We start from the raw sequence: 25,465 nt of genomic DNA on the forward strand, positions 1-25,465 counted from the left end.
GAACGGGTTTCTGGATAAAGGAGTCGTGTTACGGTGAGTAAATTAAAGGAATGGAAGGATCCGGGCATATTATTATCTTCAATCGCAATCTCTAATATCGGTGATTTTATTTATCTAATCGCCATTAATATCATTGTATTTCAACTGACTGGCTCCGCTGCAGCTGTCGCGGGACTTTGGATAATTAGTCCACTTACGAATATTGTTACTAAATTTTGGACGGGTAGTTTTATAGATTATCGCAGTAAGAGGAAAGTGATGATGAGTACCTATGTGATCCGCGCTTTATTTATAAGTCTCATCCCTTTTGCGCCCAATATGATCATGATCTATGGAATATTAATTGTACTAAGTGTGTCAAATTCTTTCTTTCATCCAGCGTCTACCACCTACGTAACCATTATGATTCCTATTGAAAAAAGAAAGCGTTTTAACTCCATACGTGCTTTTGCAAGTTCTGGGGCTTTCATCATTGGGCCGGCAATAGGAGGTACCTTGCTCTATCTATACTCTTATGAAATCACATTATGGATCAATGCTGCACTATTTGTTGCAGCAGCACTTTTGTTGCGAGTACTCCCAGAAAAAGAGTCGATTGATAAGAAGAATATCCCTGCATTGACGATTTCGCAAATAAGGAGTGACTTCACTGTTGTGAAGGACTTCGTCATTGCGAATCGGTATGTATCTGTGATTTATTTTGGATTTACGCTGATTATGATTTTTTCTTTTGCTATGGATACCCAAGAAGTTGTTTTTACGCAAAGAATCATTGGTCTTACTGAAATTGATTACAGCTTGCTTGTTAGTATTACTGGGATCGGCTCTTTGTTTAGTGCCATTTTGCTAACAATCTTTTCCTCTAAATTTTCTTTAAGGTATATGATTTCAATTGGATTACTCATGACGACTACGGGATATATCATTTATGCATTTTCTTGGTCATTTCTATCAATTGTGATTGGTTTCTTAATTCTAGGATTCTTTAACGTCTTTTTAAACGCTGGTATCATGACTTTTTATCAAAATAATGTTCCCGTTGAAGTCATGGGAAGAGTAACAAGTATCTATCAGCTCATACAAAGTATAGTGCAGGTTTTATTTATATTAGGTATAGGCTTATTAGGGGACATTTTATCTTTACGGGTTGTCATAGCTACACTAGCTATCCTAATGCTTATTACATCTGTTATATATATATGGTTCGTTCTGAAAGATAATAAAAAGACATTCTACTTAGAAGAAAGCCACTAACCTATTATTAAAGTTATTACATTAATTTCTGGTCCAATAAAACCATCCAGATTAAGACGAATAGTAATCACTCTATACATTTAGAGAATCCAAATGTGGTAATAGATACGATTAAACAGGCCGTGGTTTCTCAATAGGTTGATAACTATGCTTACTTCAACTGACGGCCGCCTGTTAACGGAACGGAACAGAATGCATCCCTATTTAGGGTCAAACAAAATATAAATAAAAGGGGGTATTAACTATGTCTAATGGTGTTATTGCTATAGTTGCAATAGTTTCTGCTGTGATATGGATTGCGGTTTCTCGAGAGTCTGTGAAACCTTCAAAAGAGATAAATTCACGGAAATTGATAACGTTATTGTTTGCAGGATCTGTATCGGCATTAGTTTTAACTATTTCGCTTTTTCAAAGCCTACCATTTTAATTTCATTAACGAGCGAATTTATTTAATAATGGCTGGCGTTGCAAATGGGCCAGGTTAGTTTATGGAAATGTGTGGGAGGTGCTAATGTCATGTTCATCTACGATTGGCTGATAACTCTGTATAGGAACGTAGAGTTTCAACTATTAGCTTTAATATCTCTGGGGATACTCGTCCCTACAATTTTCATTCAGAGAAAACGAAGTGAGGGAAAATGAACTATCAAATCTACATTCGGACCATTTTGTAGCATAACAACTGAATGATAAGACAATTCAAGACTTTGATATTGGTAAAGAATAAATAGAAACTGGCACGGTTCTGGTAGATAGGAGTTGGGTCGATTCAGTGATCCGGTTAAATGAAAGCGCATTGCAAAATCAAGATAATATAAAAACGAGGTGCTATTTGTGATAAACATTGAGGATTTTTTAAAATGTGATATTCGTGTGGGCACTGTGATTAAGGCAGAGGCATTTCCAGAGGCACGGAAACCCGCAATAAAATTAGAAATTGATTTTGGTGAAATGGGGATTAAACGTTCTTCAGCCCAAATTACACGAAGATACGAGCCGGAACAACTCGTTGGGAGTCAAGTCGTTGCGGTAGTAAACTTCCCTCCCAGACGGATAGCCGGTTTTAAATCTGAAGTGTTGGTAATTGGCGGTGTACCCGGAGAAGATGACGTGGTACTTCTGAAACCAGAGCAACCTGTTAAGAATGGTACACCTATTGCCTAAAGCATCTCACAATCAGGGCGCAGATGTTGTAGAAGCACTACTCCTATAATCAGCCTGTTTGCAGCGCTGATGGGCTACGAATCGGCAGTGTCCCGTTAAGACCTTTTCCGATTCATAAAGGCAGCGGCCAAGATCGAGAATAATATTGCCACGCCTACTAAATAGAGAACGCTAAACAGGGGTGAAGTGAAATCTCCGTTTATTTCATAGAATACTCCCATATCCAGCAAGAATTCCTGTTTGGCTGACGCTGGTGCCTGTGCAAATGTTTCTTGCATTGGCTGTTCCATCAGGATTTGGCGCAATAACGCGGCAGAATGCGAGGTGGGGAATAATTTAATTACGGTTTGCAAGTATGCCGGTAGATTTCCAATAGGAATATAAATACCTGCTAGAAAACCAAGCAGTGTTCCTATGACGGTACTCGCAGCAGCAAAAGCTTTTACGGTTTTGAAAAAGGAAACGAGCAGTAAAATCATTGAACTGCTGGAGATCACGGATAAACTGATCACCCCGATCGCTTTAAGCACTTGGAGAACGGTTAGCATTTCGTCACCTGAGAAAAAGAAAATTGCATTTGCAGCCAGAAGGACGAGTAGACACATGATGAAACCGACGAAGATCGAGCTCATGACATAGCCACCAAAAAGGGCTGATCTTTTAATTGGTGAAGCATAAAAGTCCAGATTAGCCTCAGTCGAACGATCTTCTACCAATGTCCCAAACGCACCCAGTGTCGTCGTGACTGAAGTTACCGCTAAAATTCCAGCAAAGATCCATGACAAGAGAAGCCACTTTTTAGCAGGGAAGTCAGGAAGGCTGTCTGAGATTAAGTTCCCTAGAAATGTTCCGTACAGGAGAACCAGGATGATGACAGCAAGCAAAGAAAAGAATAGGGCACTCTTATCGCGGAAATAGAGAAGTATATTACGCTTCGTAACAGTCATCACGATGCAAGTCCTCCTTTCTGTTATGGATTTGGATGAACACATCATCCAGACTGGATTTTTGTACTTCAAATGAATCGATCAGTTCTTCGTAATTCGCCAATAATACAATGGCATCGGTTGTTTTCTCGAGGTGGATCAGGAAGGTGGAGTGTTCTTCGGTGAAGACTACCTCATCTGTTCGCAATTGACGTCGTAATCGTGCCGAATCCTTTGCTAGGATCATTAACCGATCGGCAGAATATTGGGACTTCAAATGATGTGGTGTCCCCTTGGCGATAATTTCTCCTGCTTTCATGACCACCACATAATTTGAATTGGCCGCTTCTTCAATATAGTGTGTCGTTAGAAAGACCGTCATATTGTTCTCACGCTGCAATTGCAGAATGGTATTCCAAATCTGTTTCCGGTTTTGGGGATCAAGACCTGTCGTAGGTTCATCCAACAGCAAGATTTTAGGTTGATGTAGCAAGGCTCTGGCAATATCCACTCTTCGCTTCTGTCCTCCAGATAATTTACCATAACGCCGATTCATGATGGAAGATATATCAACAGTCGCAGCGACGCGCTCAATTGCGGCAGGCCTTTCTTCCTTCGTCATCTTATACAGCCGTGCGCGGTAATCTAAATTCTCCTTAACCGTCAGCAAAGGATCCAATATACTTTGTTGAAATACAACACCTATTTCTTTACGTATTGCTTCGTCTTCTTTTCCAACGGTTAAGCCGTTTACCTTCACCTCTCCTGCATCTTGTTTTAAAAGAGTCAGCAGAATGGAGATGGTTATAGACTTTCCGGCTCCGTTTGTACCGAGAAATGAAAACAGGCTTCCTTCCTCCACATAAAAGCTGACATCTTTCACAGCCTCCACAGCACCGAATGACTTATATAAGTGATGCACCTCAATAATTTTAGACATTCGATCCTCTCCGTCTCTGCTCGGCAATCGCTTGATTGATTGCTTTTTCAGCCGTCTTGTTATTCAAATAAACCATCAGGATGACAAATGTATATGCACATATCCCACATAGAGCAACCATTCTAATATAAAAAGGACGGAAAGGGTACACATCAAAAAATGCACCTGCAAGGATCAGAACTACAAGTACACAGATCAGTTCAATTAAATGAACGAGTAGCGGCTGGTCAACAGGCAGTTTATGAGAAAGAACTATTAGCAAGGTAATAAGGCAGGATATGATAAACAAATAGATCGTAATTTTCTCTGTAAGTGGCGGAAAGATGCTGAGCACCCTAAACAGATAATAGAAGATAGAGCTGAAAGTGAAGGCGAAACAAGCTGCACCTATATAGATAATTGAGCGATTCATACATGTCACCTCATCCTAAAAAATGTTTTCGAAATGATTTTACATAATGCCGATTCACAATGACTTTTTCACCGTTCGATAAATATGCTTCGAATCGACCGTTTATCAGAGCTTTTACACTCTCAATCTTGGACGTATTCACAATGAAATTTTTGCTAATTCTCATAAACCTCGTATCTTTCAGCTGCTCTTCGAACTCATATAGTTTCTTGTCGCTTTCATAGACAGCCTCATCGGTATAGAGGAACACAGTGTCATTCACGGATTCAATGTACAACAGATGATCTGATACCAATGGATATGTAATGCCATCCTTTTTCCCTTGAATGGAAAACATCATTTGATTAATCTGCTGAATCAAAGGAGACAAACTGTCATCTACTTCAGGGCAATTAATGATAATTTCAATGTCTGTAAAATCTTCGGATTCATTTATTTTTAGTCGAATTGGACTCACCTCGAAGTTCTAATCTTTGATGAATCGTACCATTTCATCAGATGGAGAACAATACAATTTCGGTGTGTTGCATGTATCGCGGTGTAACTTGCATCTGAGCGTTAGAGTAAACCAGTTAAACCAAAAAAGACCGCTAATTCAAATTGAATTAGCGGTCTTTTTATATTCTGGAATCTTTTTAAAACGTACGGCTTTTTAAGTCGTCGCGCGTTTCTTTTCTGAACTATCCACCACGACTGCACCTACGATGTCACCGACAACGTTCGAAGCAGTTCCACCCATACCGATGATCGCGTCTACGCCTGCGATCAGGGCGACGATTTCAAGTGGCAGGTCGAACATCGTCAATACAGCTGCTAGCGTCACCAGACCCGCAGCAGGAACACCTGCAGTTCCGATTGAGAGCAACGTACCCACAATAACGATGAGGAAGAAGCTAGATATAGAAAGATTGAGATTTGTAATGTTTGCTGCGAATACAATCGACACACCCATGCGGAGTGCGCCGCCATCTGAGTTGAACACGGCACCTAGAGGAAGGGCGAAGTTTGCCGTCCGTTCAGAGACACCTGCTTTTTGCGCTGCTTTGATGGCAATCGGCAAGGATGCGATACTGCTGGATGTAAAGAAAGCAGTCGTGTAGGCTTCTTTCGTTGATTTGAAGAAGTTTATAACGGAATTTCCTGACAAGCGAATGAATGCTGTATAAACGAATATCCATAACAGAATAACGCCTAGGTAAAAGACTCCCGTGAATGTGAGCAGAGACTTGAACGTTTCCCATCCTTGACTGCCGAATGCAGTTGCACTGATTGCAAACACGCCGATCGGTGCGTAAAGCAATACACCAGTGAGTAGTTTCGAAAACATTTCTTTAAGCGCAATGATAATTCTGTCTAACAGTTGACCGTGCTTTTGCATCTCTTTGTCCGTTGAAAACTTCATTGCTGAAATGGCGAGACCAATAATGACAGCCAAGAAAATAATTCCGATTACATTACCGCCCGAAAAGGCTTCAAACATATTAGATGGAACCATTTGCAATAAGACATCTGAGAAGTTCGGTGCCGCCGGTGTATCCACTTTTATATTAGGAAGTGTTAAATACTGACCCGGTTGGAACAAAAGGGCGAGTCCGACTCCTATTCCCACTGCAGCCGCTGTTGTAGCCATATAATAGAGAATAAGTTTCCATCCCATTCGACCCAGCTGTTTCATGCTCATTTGATCGACAGCAAGTACAACAGTTAAAAAAATCACTGGAATGGCAACGAGACTAAGTAGATTGATGAGTAATGTACCAAGTGGCTGGAAAAAGGCCATCTTCTGTCCAAAAACTAGACCGCTTGCAATTCCTGCAATAAATCCGATGGACATTTTAAGTACAAATGAGCTATCACGATAGCCACGCCATATTTTCGATAACATCGGTTCTCTCCTATTCGTATGTATTGATTTCTTATTTAGCGAAGTGTACCTTAATTTGAAAGTTACGGTCAATTTCTATGCTCGGATTTTGTCGAGAATTGAAAATACCGCTTCCTTAAGAGGAAACGGTATTTCGCGCAGGCATCCATTTTTTGATTGCAAACATAGTAACTACTGTTACTACTAATACCAGCTGTCCTGCAATGGTTTCCCATGTCGGATAGAATCCGATTGCAGCTACGACAGGAAGACCGTTCACAATAGAAGTAGGGAAGATATCCGTCAATTGGAGCGTGTGAATACTTACACCAATAATTTTAAACGCAAGGACATAGATGAAAACTGTCGCTACCGCAAACAATCGATGAATTGGAATACGACTTCCGGCTTTTAATAACACGACAGCAACAGCGACCAATATGATTAATGCTACAGCGATGCCGAGTAGAAATTCGGACAATTTCATGTTCGGCGCGATTCCTACATAGAACACGACGGTTTCTGCACCTTCACGGAACACCGTTAAGAAACTAAGCAATCCAATCGCCCAAGCACTTTTACTGGAAACAGCTGTCCCCATTTGACGCGCAATGTAGTCATTCCATGCAGTTACAGATGATTTGCGGTGGAGCCATGCTCCCATTCCAATCATCATGGCAGCAGCTGCGAGACCGATAGCACCTTCCATGATTTCACGGCTGCTTCCGATCGTCACCGAGTTAAGAATGGTTGTCATTAGCACTGCTGCAACGATACTTGCGACAATTCCTACTGCTGAACCTGTATAGATCCATTTAGCAAGTTGAGGTTGTCCGGCTTTCTTGAGAAACGCCACCAACCCGATAATAATGAGCAAAGCTTCTAATCCTTCACGCAGTAAAATGAGCGCGGAATCCCAAAATGTATACGATGTACTTTCTTTAACGAGTTCGATTTGCTGCTGCAGACTGGCAATGTCACCTGATATTTTTTTAATATCTGCTTTTTCGCTTGTAAGTTTTCCTGCTAGCAACGGTACTTGACTTTCAATTTTTGTATAAAGTGCTGCATTTTTCGTACGGATTTGACCTTCAACATTCGGCCAACTCGTGATGAATTCACGAAGTTTCGCTACCGCTGTGTCTGCGTCGTCTTTTGCAAGTGCTGTACGACTGTCAGCTAATAGGGAAGTGAGCGTGTCTAGCGAGTCGCTCGTAACAGGTGCTGAACCTTGAGTGGTTTCACCCGCTGCAAATGATGTAATCGCCTGTTCTAGCGCTGTATACGTCTGTTCTAGATCGGTCTGACTTGGAGAATCTTCCGCAAGTGCAATGCGCAAGAACGCCATTTGGGTTTCGATGGTCCCGTAAGCCGCGATACTTTGTTCACGCACTGGACGTTCGTTACGTGTCCAAGTAGCTAGAAACTTCTGAACGGAACCTCGAATCGCTTCCATATCTCCTGAGCGAATGGTGTCTCCTAACTTCTCAAGATCCGGCGTGACTGCCTTTTTAAACTCGAGACGTTGCGCTTTTTCATCTACAGGATTTTCAACTTTCTCCAGCGTATGTAAGGCTTTTGACAGTGCTGTTAACGATTCAAGACGCTGTGCAGATCCTTTTGCCTGCTCCGCTTCTTTCAGCGCACTTTCGACTTGCTTACTTTCTTTTGCAGGGTGGTCTTCTTGCTCCCATGCAGTCTTGAATTCTTCTAGCGCGGTCTCTGCAGCCTGCTTATCGTCTTGCTTGGACGCCATAATGGCATCGCCAATTGCGATATACAAGTCACTATAAGAAGGTGACTCCGCGTGGACAAGAGACGCAGGTAAAAGAGACAAAAGCAGGACTGCGATGAGCAGTGCCTGCTTACAAAATTTTGAATAACGATTCACCGATATAGCTTCCTTTCTGAACACCAGGGAAGCAGGCAAACAAGGCACTGCCACGGTGTGTGATGTACTCATTCAGCTTATCGGCACGGCCGAAACTTTTTTGGATGGCGATAAATTGCTCCGGATGTTTTTGATAGGAGATGAACAGCAAACCGGCATCGTATGCACCGGTTGCGTCCATTGTCCCTGAAGAGTAGGAGAAAGAACGTCTATGAATTTGTGCTTTCGCTTCTTTTGCTAACCGTACATGAGAATCGACAGGAATGACAGGTTCTCCCGATGCATCTTTTTGATCAAGAGGCATCTCATCGTGTTCGCCTTTCAATCCAATAGGAGCGCCAGTTGCGCGGTGACGACCGAATGTCGCTTCCTGCTCACTAAGCGCTGTGCGGTCCCACGTTTCCAAATGCATCTGAATTCGGCGGACTGCCATATAACTACCACCAGTAAGCCAACCTTGTGATTCACCCGATTGCACCCAGACGGCGTCATTCATCGCCTGTTTACTCGCAGCATCCGGTCCTGATGTGCCATCTTTAAAGGCAAACAAATTGCGCGGTGTTTCACGTTTTTTATTTTTTTCTGGGAATGAATTGAACCCCGCTTGGGACCATTTCAAGCGTACTTTCCCCGAAGCGGCGCGAATCAGGTTGCGTATTGCATGAAACGCAACTTGAGGATCTTCTGCACATGCCTGAATGCATATGTCGCCTCCCGTGTAAGCAGGATCGAGCTGATCTTTTGGGAAGTGGGGGAGATCTTTGAGTTCTGAAGGACGTTTCGCTGAAAGTCCTAGTTCGTTTTTATCGAATAGAGAAGGACCGACGCCGAACGTCAATGTCAGGCCAGATGCATCGAGTCCGCCAGCTTCTCCTGTATCTTTTGCTGGGATAAAGCCGTTAGAAGAGAGTTCACCGATAGGTTCGCCATTCATTAAGCGAACCGCCATCGGTGTCCATTGCTGGAACAGCTCTTTTAGTTCTCCTTGGGATTTCACAAGAACTTCAAGTGATGCAAAATAGACGTGAGTTTGCACAGGCGTGATGATACCGGACTGATGCGCACCATAAAAGTTAACTTTGTTTTTGGATGACGGATTATCCTCTTCCGTCGTCATCCCAAACACATTAAGAAGACCACCAAGTCCAGAAGCACCGATTGCTGCACCAGCAGCTCCAGCGCCCGTTAGTTTCAACATTTGGCGCCGGGAGATTTTCTTCTCAAACAACTTTTCTTCTGCCATTAGATTCTCACTCCATTACGATGCCCATCATGCTCAATGGTTCACCGAGTTGATTAACTGCATCTGCTAATTGCTTCGTATCTTCTTTTGTTAACTCTTCGTAGGAAATATAACCGCCTTTTCCATCTTCATGCTTGGCAAGAAGTCCATTTAGAGTTGAGAACTTATTCGTCAAGTCTGTTGCAAGTTGCGCATCTTTTTGTTTGATGACCGCCTCGAAAATATGGAAAATTTCTTCTGCGCCTTCAACGTTTGCTTTGAAATCATATAGATCGGTGTGAGAAAAGATTTCTTCTTCACCCGTAATTTTTGATGTAGATACTTCGTTAAGCAGGTCAACAGCACCTGTGATCATTAAATCCGCACCGACTTCAACCGTTTCTACACGAGCACGCAATTCTTTTGCGTCTTTCAACAACTGATCCGCAACGTCTTCGTATCCTTTAGTTGTATTATCGACCCATAGACCGTATTCAATCTTATGGTATCCAGACCATTCTTCTTCACCTTGACCTTCGTCTTCCAAGTCTGCTAGACGTGCGTCAATACGAGGATCGAGGTCTCCGAAACTTTCTGCAATCGGCTCTGAACGTTCAAAGTACATGCGGGCGAGGGGATAGATTGCTTTTGCGTCATCGATTCTGCCTTCTTTTACAGCACTGACAAATTTATCGGTTTCCATAACGAACTGGTCCATTTGCTCCAAAGCGAATTGTTTATATGCATCTGTTTCTTGTTGAAGATCAGTTGGAGCTACAGCTTCTGTTGATTCTTTCTCAGTTGTTGCTTTATCAGTGGTTTTATCAGCGCCGCATCCTGAAAGGACGAGACCTGTTGCGAGTAGTGAAGCGAGCAAGGCATGGGATTTCATAAGATTATTTCCTACTTTCCGTCTTTTTCTCAATGATAATCATTATCACCACTCTGAGTCAATAGTTTTTTCTATCAAGGGGTGGCAATTTCATGTCATTTTCCTATAAAACAAAAATAAGTTATGGCAAGTTGGGGAGCGGAATCTCAACGTCTTACTGCAATTGGAAGAGAATGGCTGTTGTATAACGAGTTTGTTCGTCATATAATAAGGGAACAGATGTTCTTAGGAGGAATCGTTATGAAACAGCTGCCTGAACGTAAAATTATTTGCATCGATATGCGCAGCTTTTATGCAAGTTGTGCAGCCGCCATGGAAGGACTGGATGTGATGGAAACGCCAATCGCCATTATTGGAAACAAAGAGCGAAAAGGGGGCGTTGTACTGGCGGCATCGCCTCCACTCAAAAAACGGTTTGGTATTAAGACCGGGATGCGCCTTTTTGAAATACCAGATGATCCCTCCATACGACTGATTGAACCCAAGATGGAATTTTATATAAAGGTCTCAATGGAGATCACTCATTTGTTGAACCAATACGTCCCAAAAGAAGCGATTCATGTGTATAGCATTGATGAAAGCTTTGTTGACTTGGATGGGACGGAGAAACTATGGGGACCCGTAAGAGAAACCGTGGCACGTATTCAGGATGATTTATTTCGCCAATTCCAACTGCAATCCGCATGTGGGATGGGGCCAAACATGCTGTTGTCCAAACTTGCCCTGGATTTGGAAGCGAAGAAAACGGGGTTTGCTTACTGGGGCTACGAGGATGTGCCAACGAAATTGTGGCCCATCGCACCACTTAGTGAAATGTGGGGAATCGGGAGAAGGACTGAACACACTTTAAATGAAATGGGGATTTACTCCGTTGGTGATCTCGCACACGCTTCACTTGTCCAGCTAGAAGAGAAGTTCGGTGTTATGGGGAATCAGCTTTACCATCATGCCCACGGGATTGATTTGTCTGATCTCGGGGCGCCACTGATTGAGGGGCAAGTCAGCTATGGCAAGGGGCAAATTCTTTTCAGGGATTATTGTCGTCGTGAGGATGTGCTTGCTGTAGTGCTTGAAATGTGTGAAGACGTCGCGATGCGTGCTCGCACTGCAAGGCGTGCTGGTCGGACGATCCATTTATCTGTTGGCTACTCGAAGAATGCGTTAGGTGGAGGATTTAGCCGTTCCAAGTCGATTCCAGAAGAGACAAACGATACGATGAAGATTTACAAGACATGCACAGAACTGTTCGATACGTTTCACGATGGTCGCCCTGTTCGCCAGCTATCGTTGAGCCTATCCAATCTAGTCGAAGAGCACTCGATGCAACTGAGCTTGTTTGACCAGCGGAAATGGAAGACACGCAAGCTTGGTGAAACGGTCGATGAACTCCGTAGTAAATATGGATCGGCTGCCGTTTTACGTGCAGTCTCGTATACCGATGCAGGGACAGCGCGCCATCGAGCTGGCCTGATTGGCGGACATGTAAAATGACGGTATGTGACGGACGAAAGGAGAGAGTATGATGCTACGAGATCGTGGAAAGATTAAATGGACCGCACTGATGCTACCGGAACACGTTGAGCGTTTACGCGCATGGCAAGCAGAAGACGCTGTTCTGACGCGAAGCGAACCTGACGAACAGCAGTTAGAGGAATGGAATTACATCATCGCTACTGCCATGGAGACTCACCAAGCTATCACCATTACACATTGGCAAACCGGTAAACGCGTGACCGATGACTTTTACATCCATTGTCTAGAACCAGAGAAAAGGCAGTTGCGCATTGTGACAATCGATGGGGGAGCACGCATTCTTTCTCTGCTCGATATTGAAACTATTTCTAAAATCGGATAATTCGAAACGAATACTTTCCGGATTATGTAAGAGTCTGCTAAACTGTTCAGAGTCCTATATAGATTGGCAGGGGAATTCATTGAACGTACTCATTCAGCTCGGCTGGTTTTTCAAACAGCGTAAAAAGCAATATACAATTGGAGTTGCAGCACTTGTACTTGTTTCAATTTTACAGCTACTGCCGCCAAAAATCCTCGGCTATATCGTCGATGGCATTACAAAAGGAACGTTAACTGGGAACCAGCTGACGAAATGGCTCGTTATCCTTGCAGTCGCTGGGATTGCCATGTATGGATTCCGCAATCTTTGGCGCGTTATGATTTTCGGTTCATCGATTGTCCTCGCACGGACGATCCGAAAGCAATTATTCGATCATTTTTTAAAGATGTCACCCGCTTTTTATCAAAAACGTCGAGTAGGGAATTTAATGGCGCATGCCACCAATGACGTGAGTGCAGTTCAGCAAACTGCAGGCATGGGTGTGCTGACTTTGTTCGATTCAATTTCAACAGGTGGTTTTGTCATCTTAACGATGGCGTTAACGATTAACTGGAAGTTGACGCTGATCGCGCTTATTCCGATTCCCATCATGATTGTATTGACGAGTTTTTACGGCAAATTGCTACGACGTCATTTCCGAACTGCTCAAGAGTCCTTCTCTAGCATGAACGATAAGACTCAAGAGAGTATCTCGGGTGTCAAAGTTATTAAAACGTTTGGACAGCAAAAAGAGGACATCGAAGACTTCAGGCAACTATCGGATGAAGTAGTGGAAAAAAACATGCGGGTTGCCCGTGTAGATGCCTTATTTGACCCCACAATCGGTGGAATCTTTGCGATTTCTTCTATTATTTCGTTTATCTTCGGAGCCCGTTTTATCATCGCCGGTGACATGAGCGTCGGGGATATGGTCGCGTTCAGCACCTATCTCGGATTGTTGACGTGGCCGATGCTTGCGTTCGGATTTCTATTTAATATCGTAGAGCGAGGCAATGCTTCGTACACACGAATCCGTGAATTGCTGTCTGTCGATCCTGAAGTGGTGGATGTGGAAGGTGCCATTGATGAACGACCAAAAGGGGATCTTGCAGTCGATATTGACACCTTTACGTTCCCGGGGGATCCGAAACCCGCACTTTCAGACGTCCACTTTACGTTAAGTCAAGGAGAAACACTTGGAATCGTAGGGAAAACCGGATCCGGAAAAACAGCTATCTTGAAACTGTTGCTACGGGAGTTTGACGATTATGACGGTGTCATTTCGTACGGCGGTCACTCCATCCACCAATACAAACAACAGCGGCTCCGTGAATCGATCGGATATGTCCCGCAAGATCACTTCCTCTTTTCAACAACATTGGCGGAAAACATTGCCTTTACGAATCCGATGGCTCCGTCAGAAGAGATTCATCACGCTGCACGACTCGCGCATATCCATGATGACATCGCAGGGTTTTCAGAAGGGTATCGCACGATTGTTGGAGAGCGCGGTGTGTCGTTATCCGGAGGGCAAAAACAACGAATATCGATTGCCCGTGCGCTGCTCATGCAACCTGAACTACTCATTTTAGATGACTCTCTTTCAGCAGTGGATGCGAAGACGGAAGAAGCGATCCTTCGTTCCTTGAAAGAAACACGTAGTGGGGAAACAACGATCATTACATCACATCGGTTAAGTGCTATTCAACACGCGCACCAAATCATTGTCATGGATGAGGGGACAATCTCAGAATCTGGAACCCACTCAGAATTGATGGCACAAAACGGCAGCTATAAGGAAATGTACGACTTGCAACAACTTGAAGCGTCTGTAGAACAAGGGGGTGAGGCGTAATGGCAGAAGTGAAACAGACAAAATTGTCCGCACGTGGACAGTGGGAAGTATTCGTCCGACTTCTAAAATACTTGAAGCCTCACACCGTATCGATTTCGATTGCGCTCTTGCTTCTGGCGCTCACAATTACAGGAAGCATCGTGAGTCCGCTTCTGATTCAATCATTCATCGACAACCATCTCGTCACGTTGGATTTTGGGCGCGCGGGTATCATCCGGTTGCTGGTTGCCTATGTCGCCATTCAAGTGACAGTTGTTGTGATTTCCTATTTCCAATCGCTCCGCTTTCAAAAAATTGCGCTTAAGATTATCCAACAAATCCGAATCGATGCGTTCACTAAAGTACAAGGACTTGGAATGCGCTATTTCGATAAAACACCAGCGGGTGCAATCGTTTCCCGGGTGACAAACGATACGGAAGCGATCAAAGAAATGTTTGTGAGTGTTGTTGTCACATTCCTGCAAGCAATCTTCGGAATCATCGGAGTTTACATCGCGCTATTCTCACTAGATGCGAGACTGGCATTGTATTCTATGGTGTTGTTACCCATATTCCTTATTCTAATATCGGTCTATCGTCATTACAGCGCAGACTTTTATCAAGATATCCGGGAACGACTTAGTCAATTGAACGGAAAAATCTCCGAATCCCTCTCAGGAATGGGCATGATTCAAGCGTTCCGCCAAGAAAAGCGGCTCGCAGATGAATTCGAGTCGATCAACGATGGACACTATCGGGCCGGAGTCCGGAACATTAAGTTCGACAGCATCTTACTCGGACCGTTCATTGACTTGTTATATGCTGCAGCCGTTGTTTGTACGCTTGCATACTTCGGATTCACATCGCTTTCCACTGCAGTCGACGTAGGTGTCATCTATGCATTTACGACATTACTCAGCCGCCTGTTCCAACCCGTACAGCAAGTGATGAACCGGATGTCCATTTTCCAGCAGGCGCTTGTTTCAGCATCGCGCGTTTTCACACTGATTGACGAACCGGACATGGAACCTGTTCAACAAGCGGAAAGGGATGCAAAGATTACAGAAGGAACCATCATCTTTGACGGCGTCACATTTAGTTATGACGGCAAAACGGACGTATTGAAAGATATTTCATTCACCGCAAATGCAGGTGAAACTGTCGCTCTGGTTGGGCATACCGGCAGCGGGAAAAGTTCAATCATCAACTTACTTATGAGGTTCTATGAGTACGAGCACGGTTCCATTAGTATTGATGGACGTTCCCTGAAGTCCTATCCAATGGAGGAATTACGCGACAAAGTCGGCCTAGTTCTTCAAGATCCATTCATGTTTTACGGGGATGTTGAAAGTAATATCCGACTGCATAACGAATCGATGACATCCGAAGAGGTTCGAGCAGCATCGGAATTCGTACAAGCGAATAAGTTCATTGAACAATTAGAGGGGGACTACGCGCACAAAGTGATGGAGCGCGGCGCCACATTGTCGAGTGGACAGCGACAGCTCATTGCATTTGCACGGACGATGGCAGTAGACCCTAAAATCCTTGTACTCGATGAAGCGACCGCCAATATAGATACTGAAACGGAAATCGCAATCCAAGCCAGCCTGCAAAAGATGCGGAAAGGGAGGACGACGATTGCCATTGCACACCGACTCAGTACAATCCAAGATGCGGAACTAATTTTAGTGTTGCACAAGGGGGAGATTGCTGAACGTGGAACCCACCAGCAACTCCTTAGTATGAAGGGACTCTATTATAAGATGTATCAGTTGCAGAACGGTCAGACCGCTTAAATTTTCTTGTTTCCAACCCCGTATGTGTCATCGTGCACATACGGGGTTGGAAATGTGTCATAAACTGTTCACAGACAAAATGTACGTATTCGAGGACGCGTTCTGATACGATGGATAGGAAAAAGAAAAAATCTAGAGGGGGAAGTTCCTTGGCAACAGATGTGAACGTATTCCTAGCATTCGGCGCGGGCTTTTTAAGCTTCATATCGCCGTGTGTCTTACCGCTGTATCCAGCTTTCATTTCCTACATTACTGGGATGTCGATCGATGATTTGCGCTCAGATAAGAAACGTATGAGCCGGAACGGAATGTTACATACGCTATTTTTCCTTCTTGGATTTTCCATCGTATTTATTTTCCTAGGATTCGGATCCTCATTTATCGGTCGTTTCTTTATCGAGTATATGGATCTTCTTCGGCAAATTGGCGCCATCTTCATCGTATTATTTGGTCTAATGGTTGTTGGGATCTTCACACCAAAGTTTTTAATGGCGGAACGCAAACTACAGTTTAAAAATCGACCGTCCGGCTACTTAGGATCTGCACTCATCGGACTTGCATTTTCAGCAGGCTGGCAGCCATGTATGGGTCCCATTATTGGTGCCATAATCGGACTTGCCGCTTCAAATCCAGGTTCGAGTATGCTGTATATGATGACCTACGTCCTTGGATTCGCGATTCCATTTTTTGTACTGTCATTCTTCGTAACTCGTCTTGGATGGATCCGTACACATAATCAGACGATTATGCGGATAGGCGGAGCCTTTATGATTGTCTTCGGTATCGTGTTATTCTTTGACGGTATGACGTTCTTAATCAGCTTACTCAGTCCGATCTTTGGAGATTTCCAAGGTTTTTAACCATCAAGGAGGATTGAACAATGAACGAAGTTATGTCTTTTGAAGCATGGCAAGAACTCTTAACACAGCAAGAAGCTATGCTATTATTCGTGAAAACCGATCATTGTTCTGTATGTGATGGGCTGTATCCACAAGTTGAAGTGCTTACTGAACAGTATTCATTTCCGTTCTATTATGTGAATGTCGCGAAAGTGCCAGAAATGGCAGGGCAGCTTTCTCTGTTTACAGCACCTGCTGTATTGTTATTCAGGCAAGGAAAAGAAACGACTCGGTTTGCGAGGTTTGTTCCGATGGAGCCACTTCGCAAACGGTTGGAGGAGCTGAAGGAGGCGCACGGATGAGTCAACTCCAAGAACTGATTGATACAGTTTTCAATAAAATTCCGCCCGTCTATTTAATCGTCGGTTCAACAGTTGCATTTTTCTTCATGGGGATTTTGGCGTTCTTTGTCCGTTCCAAAGCGGCTGATCGCCCGATTTCACCGATTCGTATTATACTGCCACCGTTGTTCATGTCTTCCGGGATGCTCATGTTTTTGTTTACTCAATTCCAGGTTCCGTGGAGTCAGGTGATGGAAGCGGCGGCTGTAGGGCTGCTCTTTTCAACGATTTTGATTGCAACAACAAATTTCGAGAAGAAAAATGGTCAATTGTTCGTCAAGCGATCGAAAGCGTTTGTCTTCATTTTGGCGGGCTTACTCATCTTCCGCCTGATCGCCAAACTGATCCTCAGTAGCTCGATCGATGTCGGAGAACTTGCCGGGATGTTCTTCATCCTCGCATTTGCGATGATCGTTCCATGGCGCATTGGTATGCTTATTAAATACAACAACCTAAAAAAAAGAGAGAGACTTACGGTCATCAAATGACCAAGTCTCTCTCTTTTTGTGTTAAAAAAGATGCTCATATGGTGTCATGTCGACATCCATAGTCGTGAGCTTCTTACGTAAGAATTTGTGGTCGCGTTTCGGCGTTGCCACGATGTACCCACGGATAATATGATCGAATTCAATCGAATTCGCATGCTCATCGAGTGCAATCTGACCGATACGACCTGCAATCTTCTGCTTTGCTACCGGACGGAATAACTCAGGAACCGGCTGGACAAGTTCGTTCAACAACCCCTTCGCTTCGGAATTCCATAAATGAAGCGAGTTGTCCACGTAGTACTCTTCCCAGTCCAATGTCGACTTCCCATCTTCCTTCGGGAACACTTTAAGGAATTTGCGGAACATGAAAAATCCGCCAATCCCAAACAAGCCGATTAAGACAATACACCAAAATACAATAAACCAGATAAACCAGCCTGGCATAATACGTTCACCTCTTTAAGACTCTCTACGCTCTCAATTGTAACTGTAAACTTAAAAACTTTCACGAACATTGTATCCTTTTCTGCGAGTTTCGTCTATCTAGACTGTGAAAGGAGGGGAACGCACATGGCAGCAGCACTCGAGTTTCAAACAGCAGTCGGTAAGATTTTCTACAACGCAGGCTCTACACCCGATGGACGTCTCATCCGCAAGTCACAAAGCTATCGTTTCATCGAACAAAATGCGACACCGGCAAACTTGCAGATTGCACTTTCTGCACTTGGCCAACTGTCTTCTATGACAGTCATGTCTTATGAAAAAATCGTCACATCTGAAATTACAGACTAACTAACAAAAAAGGAGGAATTCACAAATGGCACTCACACTTCAACTCGTATTTACAAAGTCAGACGGAAAAGATTTTGTCCTATCCGTCGATGATCCGCGTCCCGGGGTCACACCCGCTGAAGTTCAGACCGCAATGGAGCAGATCATTGCATCCGGTGTGTTCAAAAGGGATGGGGACGTCCTGACCGCTGTGAAGAGCGCTCGCATTATCGATCGATCGGTGAATGATCTGATTAGCAACAAGTAATACGATAAAAGTAGGTAGGCCGGTCCCTAGTCAACTGACAGGGGCCGGCTTTTTTAAAACCAAGCAATAAGACTTGCATGGCATACCCAATTAAAGGAGGCGAATGTGATGGAACAATTGTTGGAACAAACCATGGGGTTCATCCAGGAGGTGGGCTTTCCGGTTTTTGTATCCTTGTACCTGCTCCACCGCCTGGAAGTGAAGCTCGAAGCGATTCACGGAGCGCTCATTACACTAAAAGTGAAGTAGTCTTCACATAACCGACAAACAAACGCCAAACAACCTGCAGATCCATGGTTGTTTGGCGTTCGTTTGTAGAATATGATATGGTAAACACAATAGGTTTGGGGGAAGTGCAATGAAGAAAAAGGCAATCGTTTTTGGCGTCATTATGATGGCACTGGCATTGAGTGCATGCTCCGGTGGATTTAAAGCAGATCATCATTACAGCATCGCGCCATTCGAATTCACGAACCAAAACAACGAAAAGGTCTCATTGGATGATTTGAAAGGTGATATCTGGCTAGCTCAGTTTGTATTCACTACATGTACGACTGTTTGTCCGCCTATGATGACCAATATGGCGGAAATCCAAGAGAAGTTAGAAGAAAAAGGGATTGAAGACTACAAAATTGTGTCCTTCAGTGTAGATCCTGATGTCGATACACCCGAAAAACTCAAAGAATATTTAGGCCGTTTCGATGTTAAGGATTCCTCAAAATGGGAAATGCTCACTGGTTATACGATGGAGGACATAAGCGATCTTGCGGTGAAGTCCTTTAAAATGCCTGTAATTGACGATCCAAATTCAGACCAAGTGATTCACGGATCCCGCTTTGGTTTAGTCGATAAAGAAGGAAAAGTCGTTAAATCATATTCTGGTAACGGCGACGTTCCGTTCGATACAATCGTGAAAGACATGAAAGCACTAAGCAAACAAGACTAAATCGTACAGAGAGGAGAGGGACGAGTGAAGAAAAAGAAGCGCAGCCTAACGACGAAAGCTAAAGTCTTGCTAATCGCGCTGCTTATTCCTGTTTCAGTCGTCCTCTTCACCTTGACTGCGATTATTTGGACAAGCATCAGCCATCCGGAAGTCATTAAAAAGTCGGCCAGCACGTTGATGGATCTGTCAGATCGACATGGTGGGTTGACGATTCCTGAAGAATATATTCCGATTTATAAAGCCGCCGCCAAAGAATACAACATTCCATGGACGTTGCTTGCTGCACACCATCGGGTGGAAACGCGCTTTTCCACAATGAAAACAATGGTCTCACCGACAGGAGCCGAAGGGCATATGCAATTCATGCCGTGTACGTTCGTTGGATGGAGCTATCCAGGGTGTACGGGTTTAGGAAAAGGGGATATCCCCGAAGAGGATAAAACCAACCCTGATGTGATCGCAAAGTATGGCGGGTATGGAGTAGATGGAAATGGCGATGGAATTGCTGATCCATACAACTTGGAAGATGCCATCTTTAGCGCTGCTAACTACCTATCACAAAGTGGGGCAGCAGACGGACAAATCGAAAAGGCCATCTTTCACTACAACCATAGTGATAAATACGTAGAAGACGTTCTTTGGTTTTTTGAAGAATATGAAGCACAACAAACCCAGCAAGCGCAAAAATAAAAGGACTTCGCGATTCGCGAAGTCCTTTTTGTTATGCTGCTTTTCGCATAGCTTTCATAATCAGGCTGACAATGAAGACAAGAATGACAGCACCGATGATTGCTGGTACGAGATAGAAGTCTGAAACTTTAGGTCCCCAAGAGCCGAGCAGCATTCCGCCAACCCATGCACCTACGATACCTGCAATAATGTTACCAATAATTCCGCCTGGGATATCTTTCCCTAGAATAAGTCCGGCAAGCCAACCGATAATTCCGCCAATGATTAAGAACCAAATGAAACTCATTTGAAATCCTCTCCTTTTTCTAATATAGTATGTCTGATCTAGTAAGTATAATAACCGCAATTGACCTACTTGAAACCTATTAGCTAAAATTGTTCATATTGTCTCATTGGCTTTTACTAAAACTTATCGAATAATGGTAGCACCTAGCGTATTTTCGAAATGACGCAACGCCCAGTCGTGTCCAGCAGCGTCGAAACTTGCCACACCTCGTTCATGGATGACCATGGTAAATCCTTTGTTATACGCGTCTACAGCTGTATGCAAAATACAAATGTCTGTACATACACCAACTAAATGGATTTCCTGGATGCTGCGCGAACGGAGCCAAATTTCAAGTTCCGTTCCAGCGAACGCACTGTAACGGGTTTTATCCATCCAGTGGATCGATTTGCAGTTGTCTTCATGAAGTTGTTTCAACGATCCAAATGGTTCTCTTCCAGTAGTTCCACGTAAGTTATGTGGGGGGAATAGACGAGATTCAGGGTGATACGGATCGTTTTCGTCATGTACGTCCACCGCGAATACAATAGCTTCACCTTGGGCAATAAACTCCTTAGTCAGTTGCTCGACATACCTTTCAAGCGCAATTCCAGGTGCCCCACATGTCAACGCTCCATCCTCTGCGACAAAATCTTCAGTGTAGTCAATAACCAACAACGCTTTTTTCATAATCCAGCACGTCCTTTCCATATTCTGATTCCATTATGCACAGACCAACAAAAATATGCATCTATTCTTCTTTTGTACGGTCTATCGCGTTTACTTATGGATTACTATAAATTTAATGTAATTTACTTATAGACTTTGCTGTTATATGATGGAGTAGAGAAAAGATGCTTATTTATAGAGCCTTTTCAGTACGTAAAGGAGGAATTCAGCAATGACAAAGAGCAATTTTCATAACAGCCGCTCCTCATTTGATTTGAACGGTAAAACGTATAACTATTACCGCATTGGAGCGATTGAAGAAGCAGGTATTGCAAAAGTCTCGAGATTGCCTTACTCGATCAAAGTACTGTTAGAATCTGTCCTGCGCCAACACGACGGATATGTCATCCAAGACAATCATGTAAACAACCTGGCAAAATGGGGCAAGGACGCTGATGCGGATGCAGAAGTACCATTCAAGCCATCCCGCGTTATCTTGCAAGACTTCACTGGTGTACCAGTTGTTGTCGATTTGGCATCTCTTCGTTCTGCAATGGCAGAAATGGGTGGAGATCCGGATAAGATTAACCCCGAAATCCCTGTAGACCTCGTTATTGACCACTCGGTTCAAGTTGACAGCTACGGAACATCGGACGCATTACAGAAAAACATGGAACTCGAATTTGAGCGTAATGCTGAGCGTTACCAGTTCTTGAGCTGGGCACAAAAAGCATACGACAACTATCGTGCGGTTCCACCAGCAACTGGTATCGTTCACCAAGTAAACCTTGAGTACTTGGCAAGCGTTGTCCACGAAATTAAAAATGAAGATGGAACGTTCGAAACGTATCCAGATACATTAGTCGGTACAGACTCTCACACAACGATGATCAACGGAATCGGCGTACTTGGCTGGGGCGTTGGCGGAATTGAAGCTGAAGCAGGTATGCTTGGTCAACCTTCTTACTTCCCAATTCCACAAGTTATCGGTGTTAAATTGACGGGTGAGCTTCCAAACGGAACGACTGCAACTGACCTTGCTCTAAAAGTGACGCAAATCTTGCGTGCACATGGAGTTGTTGGTAAATTCGTTGAGTTCTTCGGGCCAGGCGTACCGCAATTACCACTTGCTGACCGTGCAACGATTGCTAACATGGCACCTGAATACGGCGCAACATGTGGCTTCTTCCCAGTTGATGAAGAATCACTTAACTACATGCGTCTAACAGGCCGCGATGCGGATCATATCGCTGTCGTGAAAAAGTACTTACAAGAGAACGACATGTTCTTCACAACGGACAAAGAAGATCCAATCTACACAGAGGTTGTCGAAATCGACTTGACTCAAGTAGAAGCGAACCTTGCTGGACCAAAACGTCCTCAAGATATGATTCCACTTACAGACATGAAGCGTGAATTCAACGATGCGGTTGTCGCACCTGAAGGCAACCAAGGATTCGGACTTACGCCGAAAGAAATGAAGAAGAGTGGTACAATCGAGTTCGCAAACGGTACAAAAATGGAGATGAAAACAGGGGATCTCGCGATTGCTGCAATCACTTCATGTACCAATACATCGAACCCTTACGTAATGCTCGGTGCTGGACTTGTCGCGAAAAAAGCGGTTGAGCTCGGACTTACACCTCCTGCATACGTGAAAACTTCACTTGCACCAGGTTCAAAAGTAGTTACAGGCTACCTACAAGACTCTGGTCTTGATAAGTACCTCGACCACATCGGATTCAACACAGTTGGATACGGATGTACAACATGTATCGGTAACTCTGGTCCATTGCTTCCAGAAATCGAGAAGACGATTGGCGAAAACGACTTGCTCGTTTCATCCGTACTCTCGGGTAACCGTAACTTTGAAGGACGAATCCACCCTTACGTGAAGGCAAACTATTTAGCTTCACCACCACTAGTTGTTGCGTATGCACTCGCTGGAACCGTAGATATCGACTTCAAAAAAGAACCAATCGGGACATCTAAAGACGGCAAAGATGTATACTTCAAAGACATCTGGCCATCAACAGAAGAAGTTAAGGCAATGATCGAGAAAACGGTCACTCCTGAACTCTTCCGTAAAGAATATGCACGCGTGTTCTCTGAAAACGAAGCGTGGAATGCAATCGAAACAACTGACGATGCATTGTATGATTTCGATGAGAACTCAACATATATTCAAAACCCACCATTCTTCGAGGGTCTTTCAAAAGAGCCAGAAGATATCGGTGCATTAAAAGACTTGCGCGTTGTTGGTAAATTTGGCGACTCAATTACGACGGATCACATTTCACCAGCTGGCGCAATCGGTAAAGATACACCAGCAGGCATCTACTTGCGTGCAAACGGCGTAGAGCCACGTTACTTCAACTCATATGGTTCACGACGTGGTAACCACGAAGTAATGATGCGCGGTACGTTTGCGAACATCCGTATCCGTAACCAAATCGCTAAAGGCACAGAAGGCGGTTACACAACTTACTGGCCAAACAAAGAAATCATGCCAATCTATGACGCTTGCATGAAGTACCAAGAACAAGGTACTGGACTTGCAGTTATTGCGGGTAAAGATTACGGAATGGGTTCTTCACGTGACTGGGCTGCGAAAGGGACATCTCTTCTCGGCATTAAGACAGTTATCGCAGAAAGCTACGAGCGGATTCACCGTTCAAACCTAGTAATGATGGGTGTTCTTCCACTTCAGTTCGTTAACGGACAAAGTGCAGCATCTCTTGGATTAACAGGAGAAGAAGCAATCAGCGTGAATATCGCTGAAGGCGTTAAACCACGCGACATCTTGAAAGTGACTGCTACTGCTGCAGATGGCACTGTAACGGAATTCGATGCGCTCGCGCGTTTCGATTCAGAAGTCGAAATCGACTACTACCGTCACGGCGGAATTCTTCAAATGGTACTTCGCAACAAGATGCTAGAAAAGTAATTCCTAGAACCCCCCTTACTGATTTAATTCAGTAAGGGGGGTTTTTACAATCGTCAAGGCTGTTATTTTTAATCGATTTTTGTATAATTGTCTAGGTAGAAGAGGTGACAGGACATGTTTATTAGCGAAAAAGAAATTGAAATTCGATATGCGGAGACCGACCAGATGGGTGTCGTCTATCATGCGAATTATTTAGTCTGGATGGAGATTGGACGAACAAAGCTTATCGAGGACCTTGGGTTCACGTATGCTGGACTCGAAGCAGACGGGTATTTATCGCCAGTCACAGATCTATCCATCAAGTACAAGGCAGCGATGCGGTATGGCGGGAACGCCACTGTCCGTACATGGATCGAATCCCACGGAAAGTTGCGCACAACGTATGGCTACGAAATCTTGCATGCAGATGGTAAAGTGGCGGCAACCGCAACTTCGGAACACGTAGTCGTACGAAAAGACACATTCCGACCGGTTTCGCTACGGAAAATAGATCCTGCATGGGATGCAAAGTATGTCGAAATCGCAAAAAGAGTCGATTGATTAGAGAAAAAAGGCTTCCTGAATTGCTCTGGAAGCCTTTTTGTATTGGGATAGAGGTGTGAAGCATCATGAATCGCTCATAAATTTCAAAATGTGATCCTAACTCCGCCATTCCGCTCATAAATCTCAAATTGTGATCATAACCTCGCCATTCCGCTCATAAATCTCAAATTGTGATCATAACCCAGCCGTTCCGCTCATAAATCTCAAATTGTGATCATAACCTCGCCATTCCGCTCATAAATCTCAAAATATGATCATAACCCCGCCATTCCGCTCATAAATCTCAAAATATGATCATAACCCAGCCATTCCGCTCATAAATCTCAAATTGTGATCATAACCCATCCATTCCGCTCATAAATCTCAAAATATGATCATAACCTCGCCGTTCCGCTCATAAATCTTCAAATATGATCATAACCCATCCATTCCGCTCATAAATCCCCAAATATGATCATAACCCAGCCACATTCAACCAATCAATCAAGCCTCTCACCAAATATAACCACAAAAAAAACACCTCGCAGTCCTAATCGAGGTGTTTTATAACTAACAAATGCCCTTAACCAGCCATCAAGAACGTATGTACGAGCTATTAAAATATGT

General features: G+C 43.9%; 28 protein-coding genes. 17 read left to right on the forward strand and 11 right to left on the reverse strand.

The features are described from left to right. The first annotated feature begins 33 nt into the window (after positions 1–33). From DVB69_RS11045 to csaA, 3 genes are all read left to right on the forward strand, one after another. Positions 34–1,254 carry an MFS transporter gene (locus DVB69_RS11045; RefSeq protein ID WP_116019154.1) on the forward strand — a complete coding sequence of 407 codons (1,221 nt, stop codon included), beginning with the start codon at positions 34–36 and terminating at the stop codon, positions 1,252–1,254. Positions 1,255–1,498: 244 nt separating this feature from the next. Continuing rightward, a complete protein-coding gene (locus tag DVB69_RS11050; RefSeq protein WP_116019155.1) occupies positions 1,499–1,681 on the forward strand; it encodes a hypothetical protein in 183 nt (60 codons plus the stop codon). A 407-nt stretch (positions 1,682–2,088) separates the two neighbouring features. Continuing rightward, complete coding sequence (csaA, locus tag DVB69_RS11055; protein WP_116019156.1) at positions 2,089–2,418, forward strand: chaperone CsaA; 330 nt, start codon at positions 2,089–2,091, stop codon at positions 2,416–2,418. Positions 2,419–2,513: 95 nt separating this feature from the next. On the opposite strand, the gene DVB69_RS11060 is transcribed toward csaA, so the two are convergent. The 8 genes from DVB69_RS11060 to efeO all read right to left on the reverse strand — a co-directional run bounded on the left by DVB69_RS11060 (position 2,514) and on the right by efeO (position 10,565). Beyond that, positions 2,514–3,365 carry an ABC transporter permease gene (locus tag DVB69_RS11060; protein WP_233505383.1) on the reverse strand — a complete coding sequence of 284 codons (852 nt, stop codon included), beginning with the start codon at positions 3,363–3,365 and terminating at the stop codon, positions 2,514–2,516. Next, positions 3,346–4,284, reverse strand: coding sequence for an ABC transporter ATP-binding protein (locus DVB69_RS11065; protein ID WP_116019158.1), 939 nt, complete (start codon positions 4,282–4,284; stop codon positions 3,346–3,348). Before DVB69_RS11065 ends, DVB69_RS11060 begins: the two co-directional genes overlap by 20 nt. After that, on the reverse strand, positions 4,277–4,696 hold the full coding sequence (locus tag DVB69_RS11070) for a DUF3021 family protein (protein WP_116019159.1): 420 nt from the start codon (positions 4,694–4,696) through the stop codon (positions 4,277–4,279). Before DVB69_RS11070 ends, DVB69_RS11065 begins: the two co-directional genes overlap by 8 nt. 10 nt (positions 4,697–4,706) lie before the next feature. Further along, a complete protein-coding gene (locus DVB69_RS11075) occupies positions 4,707–5,036 on the reverse strand; it encodes a LytTR family DNA-binding domain-containing protein (protein WP_147300775.1) in 330 nt (109 codons plus the stop codon). 312 nt (positions 5,037–5,348) lie between these two features. Beyond that, positions 5,349–6,581 (reverse strand): dicarboxylate/amino acid:cation symporter, encoded by a 1,233-nt coding sequence (locus DVB69_RS11080; RefSeq protein WP_116019161.1) that lies wholly within the window; start codon positions 6,579–6,581, stop codon positions 5,349–5,351. A gap of 115 nt (positions 6,582–6,696) precedes the next feature. Next, the gene (locus DVB69_RS11085; RefSeq protein WP_233505373.1) at positions 6,697–8,451 is read right to left on the reverse strand and encodes an FTR1 family iron permease; all 1,755 of its coding nucleotides are present in this window, start codon (positions 8,449–8,451) and stop codon (positions 6,697–6,699) included. Further along, positions 8,426–9,694: an iron uptake transporter deferrochelatase/peroxidase subunit gene (gene efeB, locus DVB69_RS11090; protein ID WP_116019163.1), complete on the reverse strand. Its 1,269-nt coding sequence runs from the start codon at positions 9,692–9,694 to the stop codon at positions 8,426–8,428. The genes DVB69_RS11085 and efeB overlap by 26 nt, the downstream gene beginning before the upstream one ends. 7 nt (positions 9,695–9,701) lie before the next feature. Further along, the gene (gene efeO / locus DVB69_RS11095) at positions 9,702–10,565 is read right to left on the reverse strand and encodes an iron uptake system protein EfeO (protein ID WP_116019164.1); all 864 of its coding nucleotides are present in this window, start codon (positions 10,563–10,565) and stop codon (positions 9,702–9,704) included. A gap of 240 nt (positions 10,566–10,805) precedes the next feature. Here efeO and DVB69_RS11100 point away from each other — a divergent pair, with 240 nt between their 5' ends. From DVB69_RS11100 to DVB69_RS11130, 7 genes are all read left to right on the forward strand, one after another. Further along, a complete protein-coding gene (locus DVB69_RS11100; protein WP_233505374.1) occupies positions 10,806–12,056 on the forward strand; it encodes a Y-family DNA polymerase in 1,251 nt (416 codons plus the stop codon). A gap of 31 nt (positions 12,057–12,087) precedes the next feature. Next, positions 12,088–12,420, forward strand: a complete 333-nt coding sequence (locus DVB69_RS11105) for a YolD-like family protein (protein ID WP_116019166.1) — start codon at positions 12,088–12,090, stop codon at positions 12,418–12,420. Between the two features lie 79 nt (positions 12,421–12,499). After that, on the forward strand, positions 12,500–14,254 hold the full coding sequence (locus DVB69_RS11110; protein ID WP_116019167.1) for an ABC transporter ATP-binding protein: 1,755 nt from the start codon (positions 12,500–12,502) through the stop codon (positions 14,252–14,254). Next, positions 14,254–16,032, forward strand: coding sequence for an ABC transporter ATP-binding protein (locus DVB69_RS11115; protein ID WP_116019168.1), 1,779 nt, complete (start codon positions 14,254–14,256; stop codon positions 16,030–16,032). Before DVB69_RS11110 ends, DVB69_RS11115 begins: the two co-directional genes overlap by 1 nt. Positions 16,033–16,181: 149 nt before the next feature. Next, positions 16,182–16,892 (forward strand): cytochrome c biogenesis CcdA family protein, encoded by a 711-nt coding sequence (locus DVB69_RS11120; protein ID WP_116019169.1) that lies wholly within the window; start codon positions 16,182–16,184, stop codon positions 16,890–16,892. Positions 16,893–16,912: 20 nt separating this feature from the next. Further along, positions 16,913–17,233 (forward strand): thioredoxin family protein, encoded by a 321-nt coding sequence (locus tag DVB69_RS11125; RefSeq protein WP_116019170.1) that lies wholly within the window; start codon positions 16,913–16,915, stop codon positions 17,231–17,233. Beyond that, positions 17,230–17,760 (forward strand): CcdC family protein, encoded by a 531-nt coding sequence (locus DVB69_RS11130; protein WP_116019171.1) that lies wholly within the window; start codon positions 17,230–17,232, stop codon positions 17,758–17,760. The genes DVB69_RS11125 and DVB69_RS11130 overlap by 4 nt, the downstream gene beginning before the upstream one ends. Positions 17,761–17,781: 21 nt before the next feature. Here DVB69_RS11130 and DVB69_RS11135 read toward each other — a convergent pair whose 3' ends face one another. After that, positions 17,782–18,204, reverse strand: a complete 423-nt coding sequence (locus tag DVB69_RS11135) for a DUF2621 domain-containing protein (protein ID WP_116019172.1) — start codon at positions 18,202–18,204, stop codon at positions 17,782–17,784. 126 nt (positions 18,205–18,330) lie between these two features. Between DVB69_RS11135 and DVB69_RS11140 the strand changes: the two genes are divergently transcribed. The 5 genes from DVB69_RS11140 to DVB69_RS11160 all read left to right on the forward strand — a co-directional run bounded on the left by DVB69_RS11140 (position 18,331) and on the right by DVB69_RS11160 (position 20,435). Continuing rightward, complete coding sequence (locus tag DVB69_RS11140) at positions 18,331–18,552, forward strand: DUF1659 domain-containing protein (RefSeq protein WP_116019173.1); 222 nt, start codon at positions 18,331–18,333, stop codon at positions 18,550–18,552. Positions 18,553–18,577: 25 nt separating this feature from the next. Next, positions 18,578–18,799, forward strand: a complete 222-nt coding sequence (locus tag DVB69_RS11145; RefSeq protein WP_116019174.1) for a DUF2922 domain-containing protein — start codon at positions 18,578–18,580, stop codon at positions 18,797–18,799. A 108-nt stretch (positions 18,800–18,907) separates the two neighbouring features. After that, positions 18,908–19,048 carry a YvrJ family protein gene (locus DVB69_RS11150; protein WP_370452963.1) on the forward strand — a complete coding sequence of 47 codons (141 nt, stop codon included), beginning with the start codon at positions 18,908–18,910 and terminating at the stop codon, positions 19,046–19,048. Between the two features lie 109 nt (positions 19,049–19,157). Continuing rightward, complete coding sequence (locus tag DVB69_RS11155) at positions 19,158–19,745, forward strand: SCO family protein (RefSeq protein ID WP_116019175.1); 588 nt, start codon at positions 19,158–19,160, stop codon at positions 19,743–19,745. A gap of 24 nt (positions 19,746–19,769) precedes the next feature. After that, complete coding sequence (locus DVB69_RS11160) at positions 19,770–20,435, forward strand: lytic transglycosylase domain-containing protein (RefSeq protein WP_116019176.1); 666 nt, start codon at positions 19,770–19,772, stop codon at positions 20,433–20,435. Positions 20,436–20,466: 31 nt separating this feature from the next. Here DVB69_RS11160 and DVB69_RS11165 read toward each other — a convergent pair whose 3' ends face one another. Next, positions 20,467–20,721 carry a GlsB/YeaQ/YmgE family stress response membrane protein gene (locus DVB69_RS11165; RefSeq protein WP_025784505.1) on the reverse strand — a complete coding sequence of 85 codons (255 nt, stop codon included), beginning with the start codon at positions 20,719–20,721 and terminating at the stop codon, positions 20,467–20,469. A 123-nt stretch (positions 20,722–20,844) separates the two neighbouring features. Then, entirely contained in the window at positions 20,845–21,390 is a 546-nt protein-coding gene (locus DVB69_RS11170; protein WP_116019177.1) for a cysteine hydrolase family protein, read from the reverse strand. Positions 21,391–21,601: 211 nt separating this feature from the next. Between DVB69_RS11170 and acnA the strand changes: the two genes are divergently transcribed. Beyond that, positions 21,602–24,316, forward strand: coding sequence for an aconitate hydratase AcnA (acnA, locus tag DVB69_RS11175; RefSeq protein ID WP_116019178.1), 2,715 nt, complete (start codon positions 21,602–21,604; stop codon positions 24,314–24,316). A 114-nt stretch (positions 24,317–24,430) separates the two neighbouring features. Next, complete coding sequence (locus DVB69_RS11180; RefSeq protein WP_116019179.1) at positions 24,431–24,856, forward strand: acyl-CoA thioesterase; 426 nt, start codon at positions 24,431–24,433, stop codon at positions 24,854–24,856. The last annotated feature ends 609 nt before the right edge of the window (positions 24,857–25,465 follow it).

The organism is Sporosarcina sp. BI001-red, from assembly GCF_003384035.1.
GTDB lineage: Bacteria > Bacillota > Bacilli > Bacillales_A > Planococcaceae > Sporosarcina.

What these genes read in the sequence shown, in the direction of transcription:
- DVB69_RS11050 (WP_116019155.1), top strand. Translation starts at nt 1,499, where the DNA reads ATGTCTAATGGTGTTATTGCTATAGTTGCAATAGTTTCTGCTGTGATA.
- DVB69_RS11060 (WP_233505383.1), bottom strand. Translation starts at nt 3,365, where the DNA reads ATGACTGTTACGAAGCGTAATATACTTCTCTATTTCCGCGATAAGAGT.
- DVB69_RS11065 (WP_116019158.1), bottom strand. Translation starts at nt 4,284, where the DNA reads ATGTCTAAAATTATTGAGGTGCATCACTTATATAAGTCATTCGGTGCT.
- DVB69_RS11070 (WP_116019159.1), bottom strand. Translation starts at nt 4,696, where the DNA reads ATGAATCGCTCAATTATCTATATAGGTGCAGCTTGTTTCGCCTTCACT.
- DVB69_RS11075 (WP_147300775.1), bottom strand. Translation starts at nt 5,036, where the DNA reads ATGATGTTTTCCATTCAAGGGAAAAAGGATGGCATTACATATCCATTG.
- DVB69_RS11080 (WP_116019161.1), bottom strand. Translation starts at nt 6,581, where the DNA reads ATGTTATCGAAAATATGGCGTGGCTATCGTGATAGCTCATTTGTACTT.
- efeB (WP_116019163.1), bottom strand. Translation starts at nt 9,694, where the DNA reads ATGGCAGAAGAAAAGTTGTTTGAGAAGAAAATCTCCCGGCGCCAAATG.
- efeO (WP_116019164.1), bottom strand. Translation starts at nt 10,565, where the DNA reads ATGAAATCCCATGCCTTGCTCGCTTCACTACTCGCAACAGGTCTCGTC.
- DVB69_RS11100 (WP_233505374.1), top strand. Translation starts at nt 10,806, where the DNA reads ATGAAACAGCTGCCTGAACGTAAAATTATTTGCATCGATATGCGCAGC.
- DVB69_RS11105 (WP_116019166.1), top strand. Translation starts at nt 12,088, where the DNA reads ATGCTACGAGATCGTGGAAAGATTAAATGGACCGCACTGATGCTACCG.
- DVB69_RS11115 (WP_116019168.1), top strand. Translation starts at nt 14,254, where the DNA reads ATGGCAGAAGTGAAACAGACAAAATTGTCCGCACGTGGACAGTGGGAA.
- DVB69_RS11125 (WP_116019170.1), top strand. Translation starts at nt 16,913, where the DNA reads ATGAACGAAGTTATGTCTTTTGAAGCATGGCAAGAACTCTTAACACAG.
- DVB69_RS11130 (WP_116019171.1), top strand. Translation starts at nt 17,230, where the DNA reads ATGAGTCAACTCCAAGAACTGATTGATACAGTTTTCAATAAAATTCCG.
- DVB69_RS11135 (WP_116019172.1), bottom strand. Translation starts at nt 18,204, where the DNA reads ATGCCAGGCTGGTTTATCTGGTTTATTGTATTTTGGTGTATTGTCTTA.
- DVB69_RS11140 (WP_116019173.1), top strand. Translation starts at nt 18,331, where the DNA reads ATGGCAGCAGCACTCGAGTTTCAAACAGCAGTCGGTAAGATTTTCTAC.
- DVB69_RS11145 (WP_116019174.1), top strand. Translation starts at nt 18,578, where the DNA reads ATGGCACTCACACTTCAACTCGTATTTACAAAGTCAGACGGAAAAGAT.
- DVB69_RS11150 (WP_370452963.1), top strand. Translation starts at nt 18,908, where the DNA reads ATGGAACAATTGTTGGAACAAACCATGGGGTTCATCCAGGAGGTGGGC.
- DVB69_RS11155 (WP_116019175.1), top strand. Translation starts at nt 19,158, where the DNA reads ATGAAGAAAAAGGCAATCGTTTTTGGCGTCATTATGATGGCACTGGCA.
- DVB69_RS11165 (WP_025784505.1), bottom strand. Translation starts at nt 20,721, where the DNA reads ATGAGTTTCATTTGGTTCTTAATCATTGGCGGAATTATCGGTTGGCTT.
- DVB69_RS11170 (WP_116019177.1), bottom strand. Translation starts at nt 21,390, where the DNA reads ATGAAAAAAGCGTTGTTGGTTATTGACTACACTGAAGATTTTGTCGCA.
- acnA (WP_116019178.1), top strand. Translation starts at nt 21,602, where the DNA reads ATGACAAAGAGCAATTTTCATAACAGCCGCTCCTCATTTGATTTGAAC.
- DVB69_RS11180 (WP_116019179.1), top strand. Translation starts at nt 24,431, where the DNA reads ATGTTTATTAGCGAAAAAGAAATTGAAATTCGATATGCGGAGACCGAC.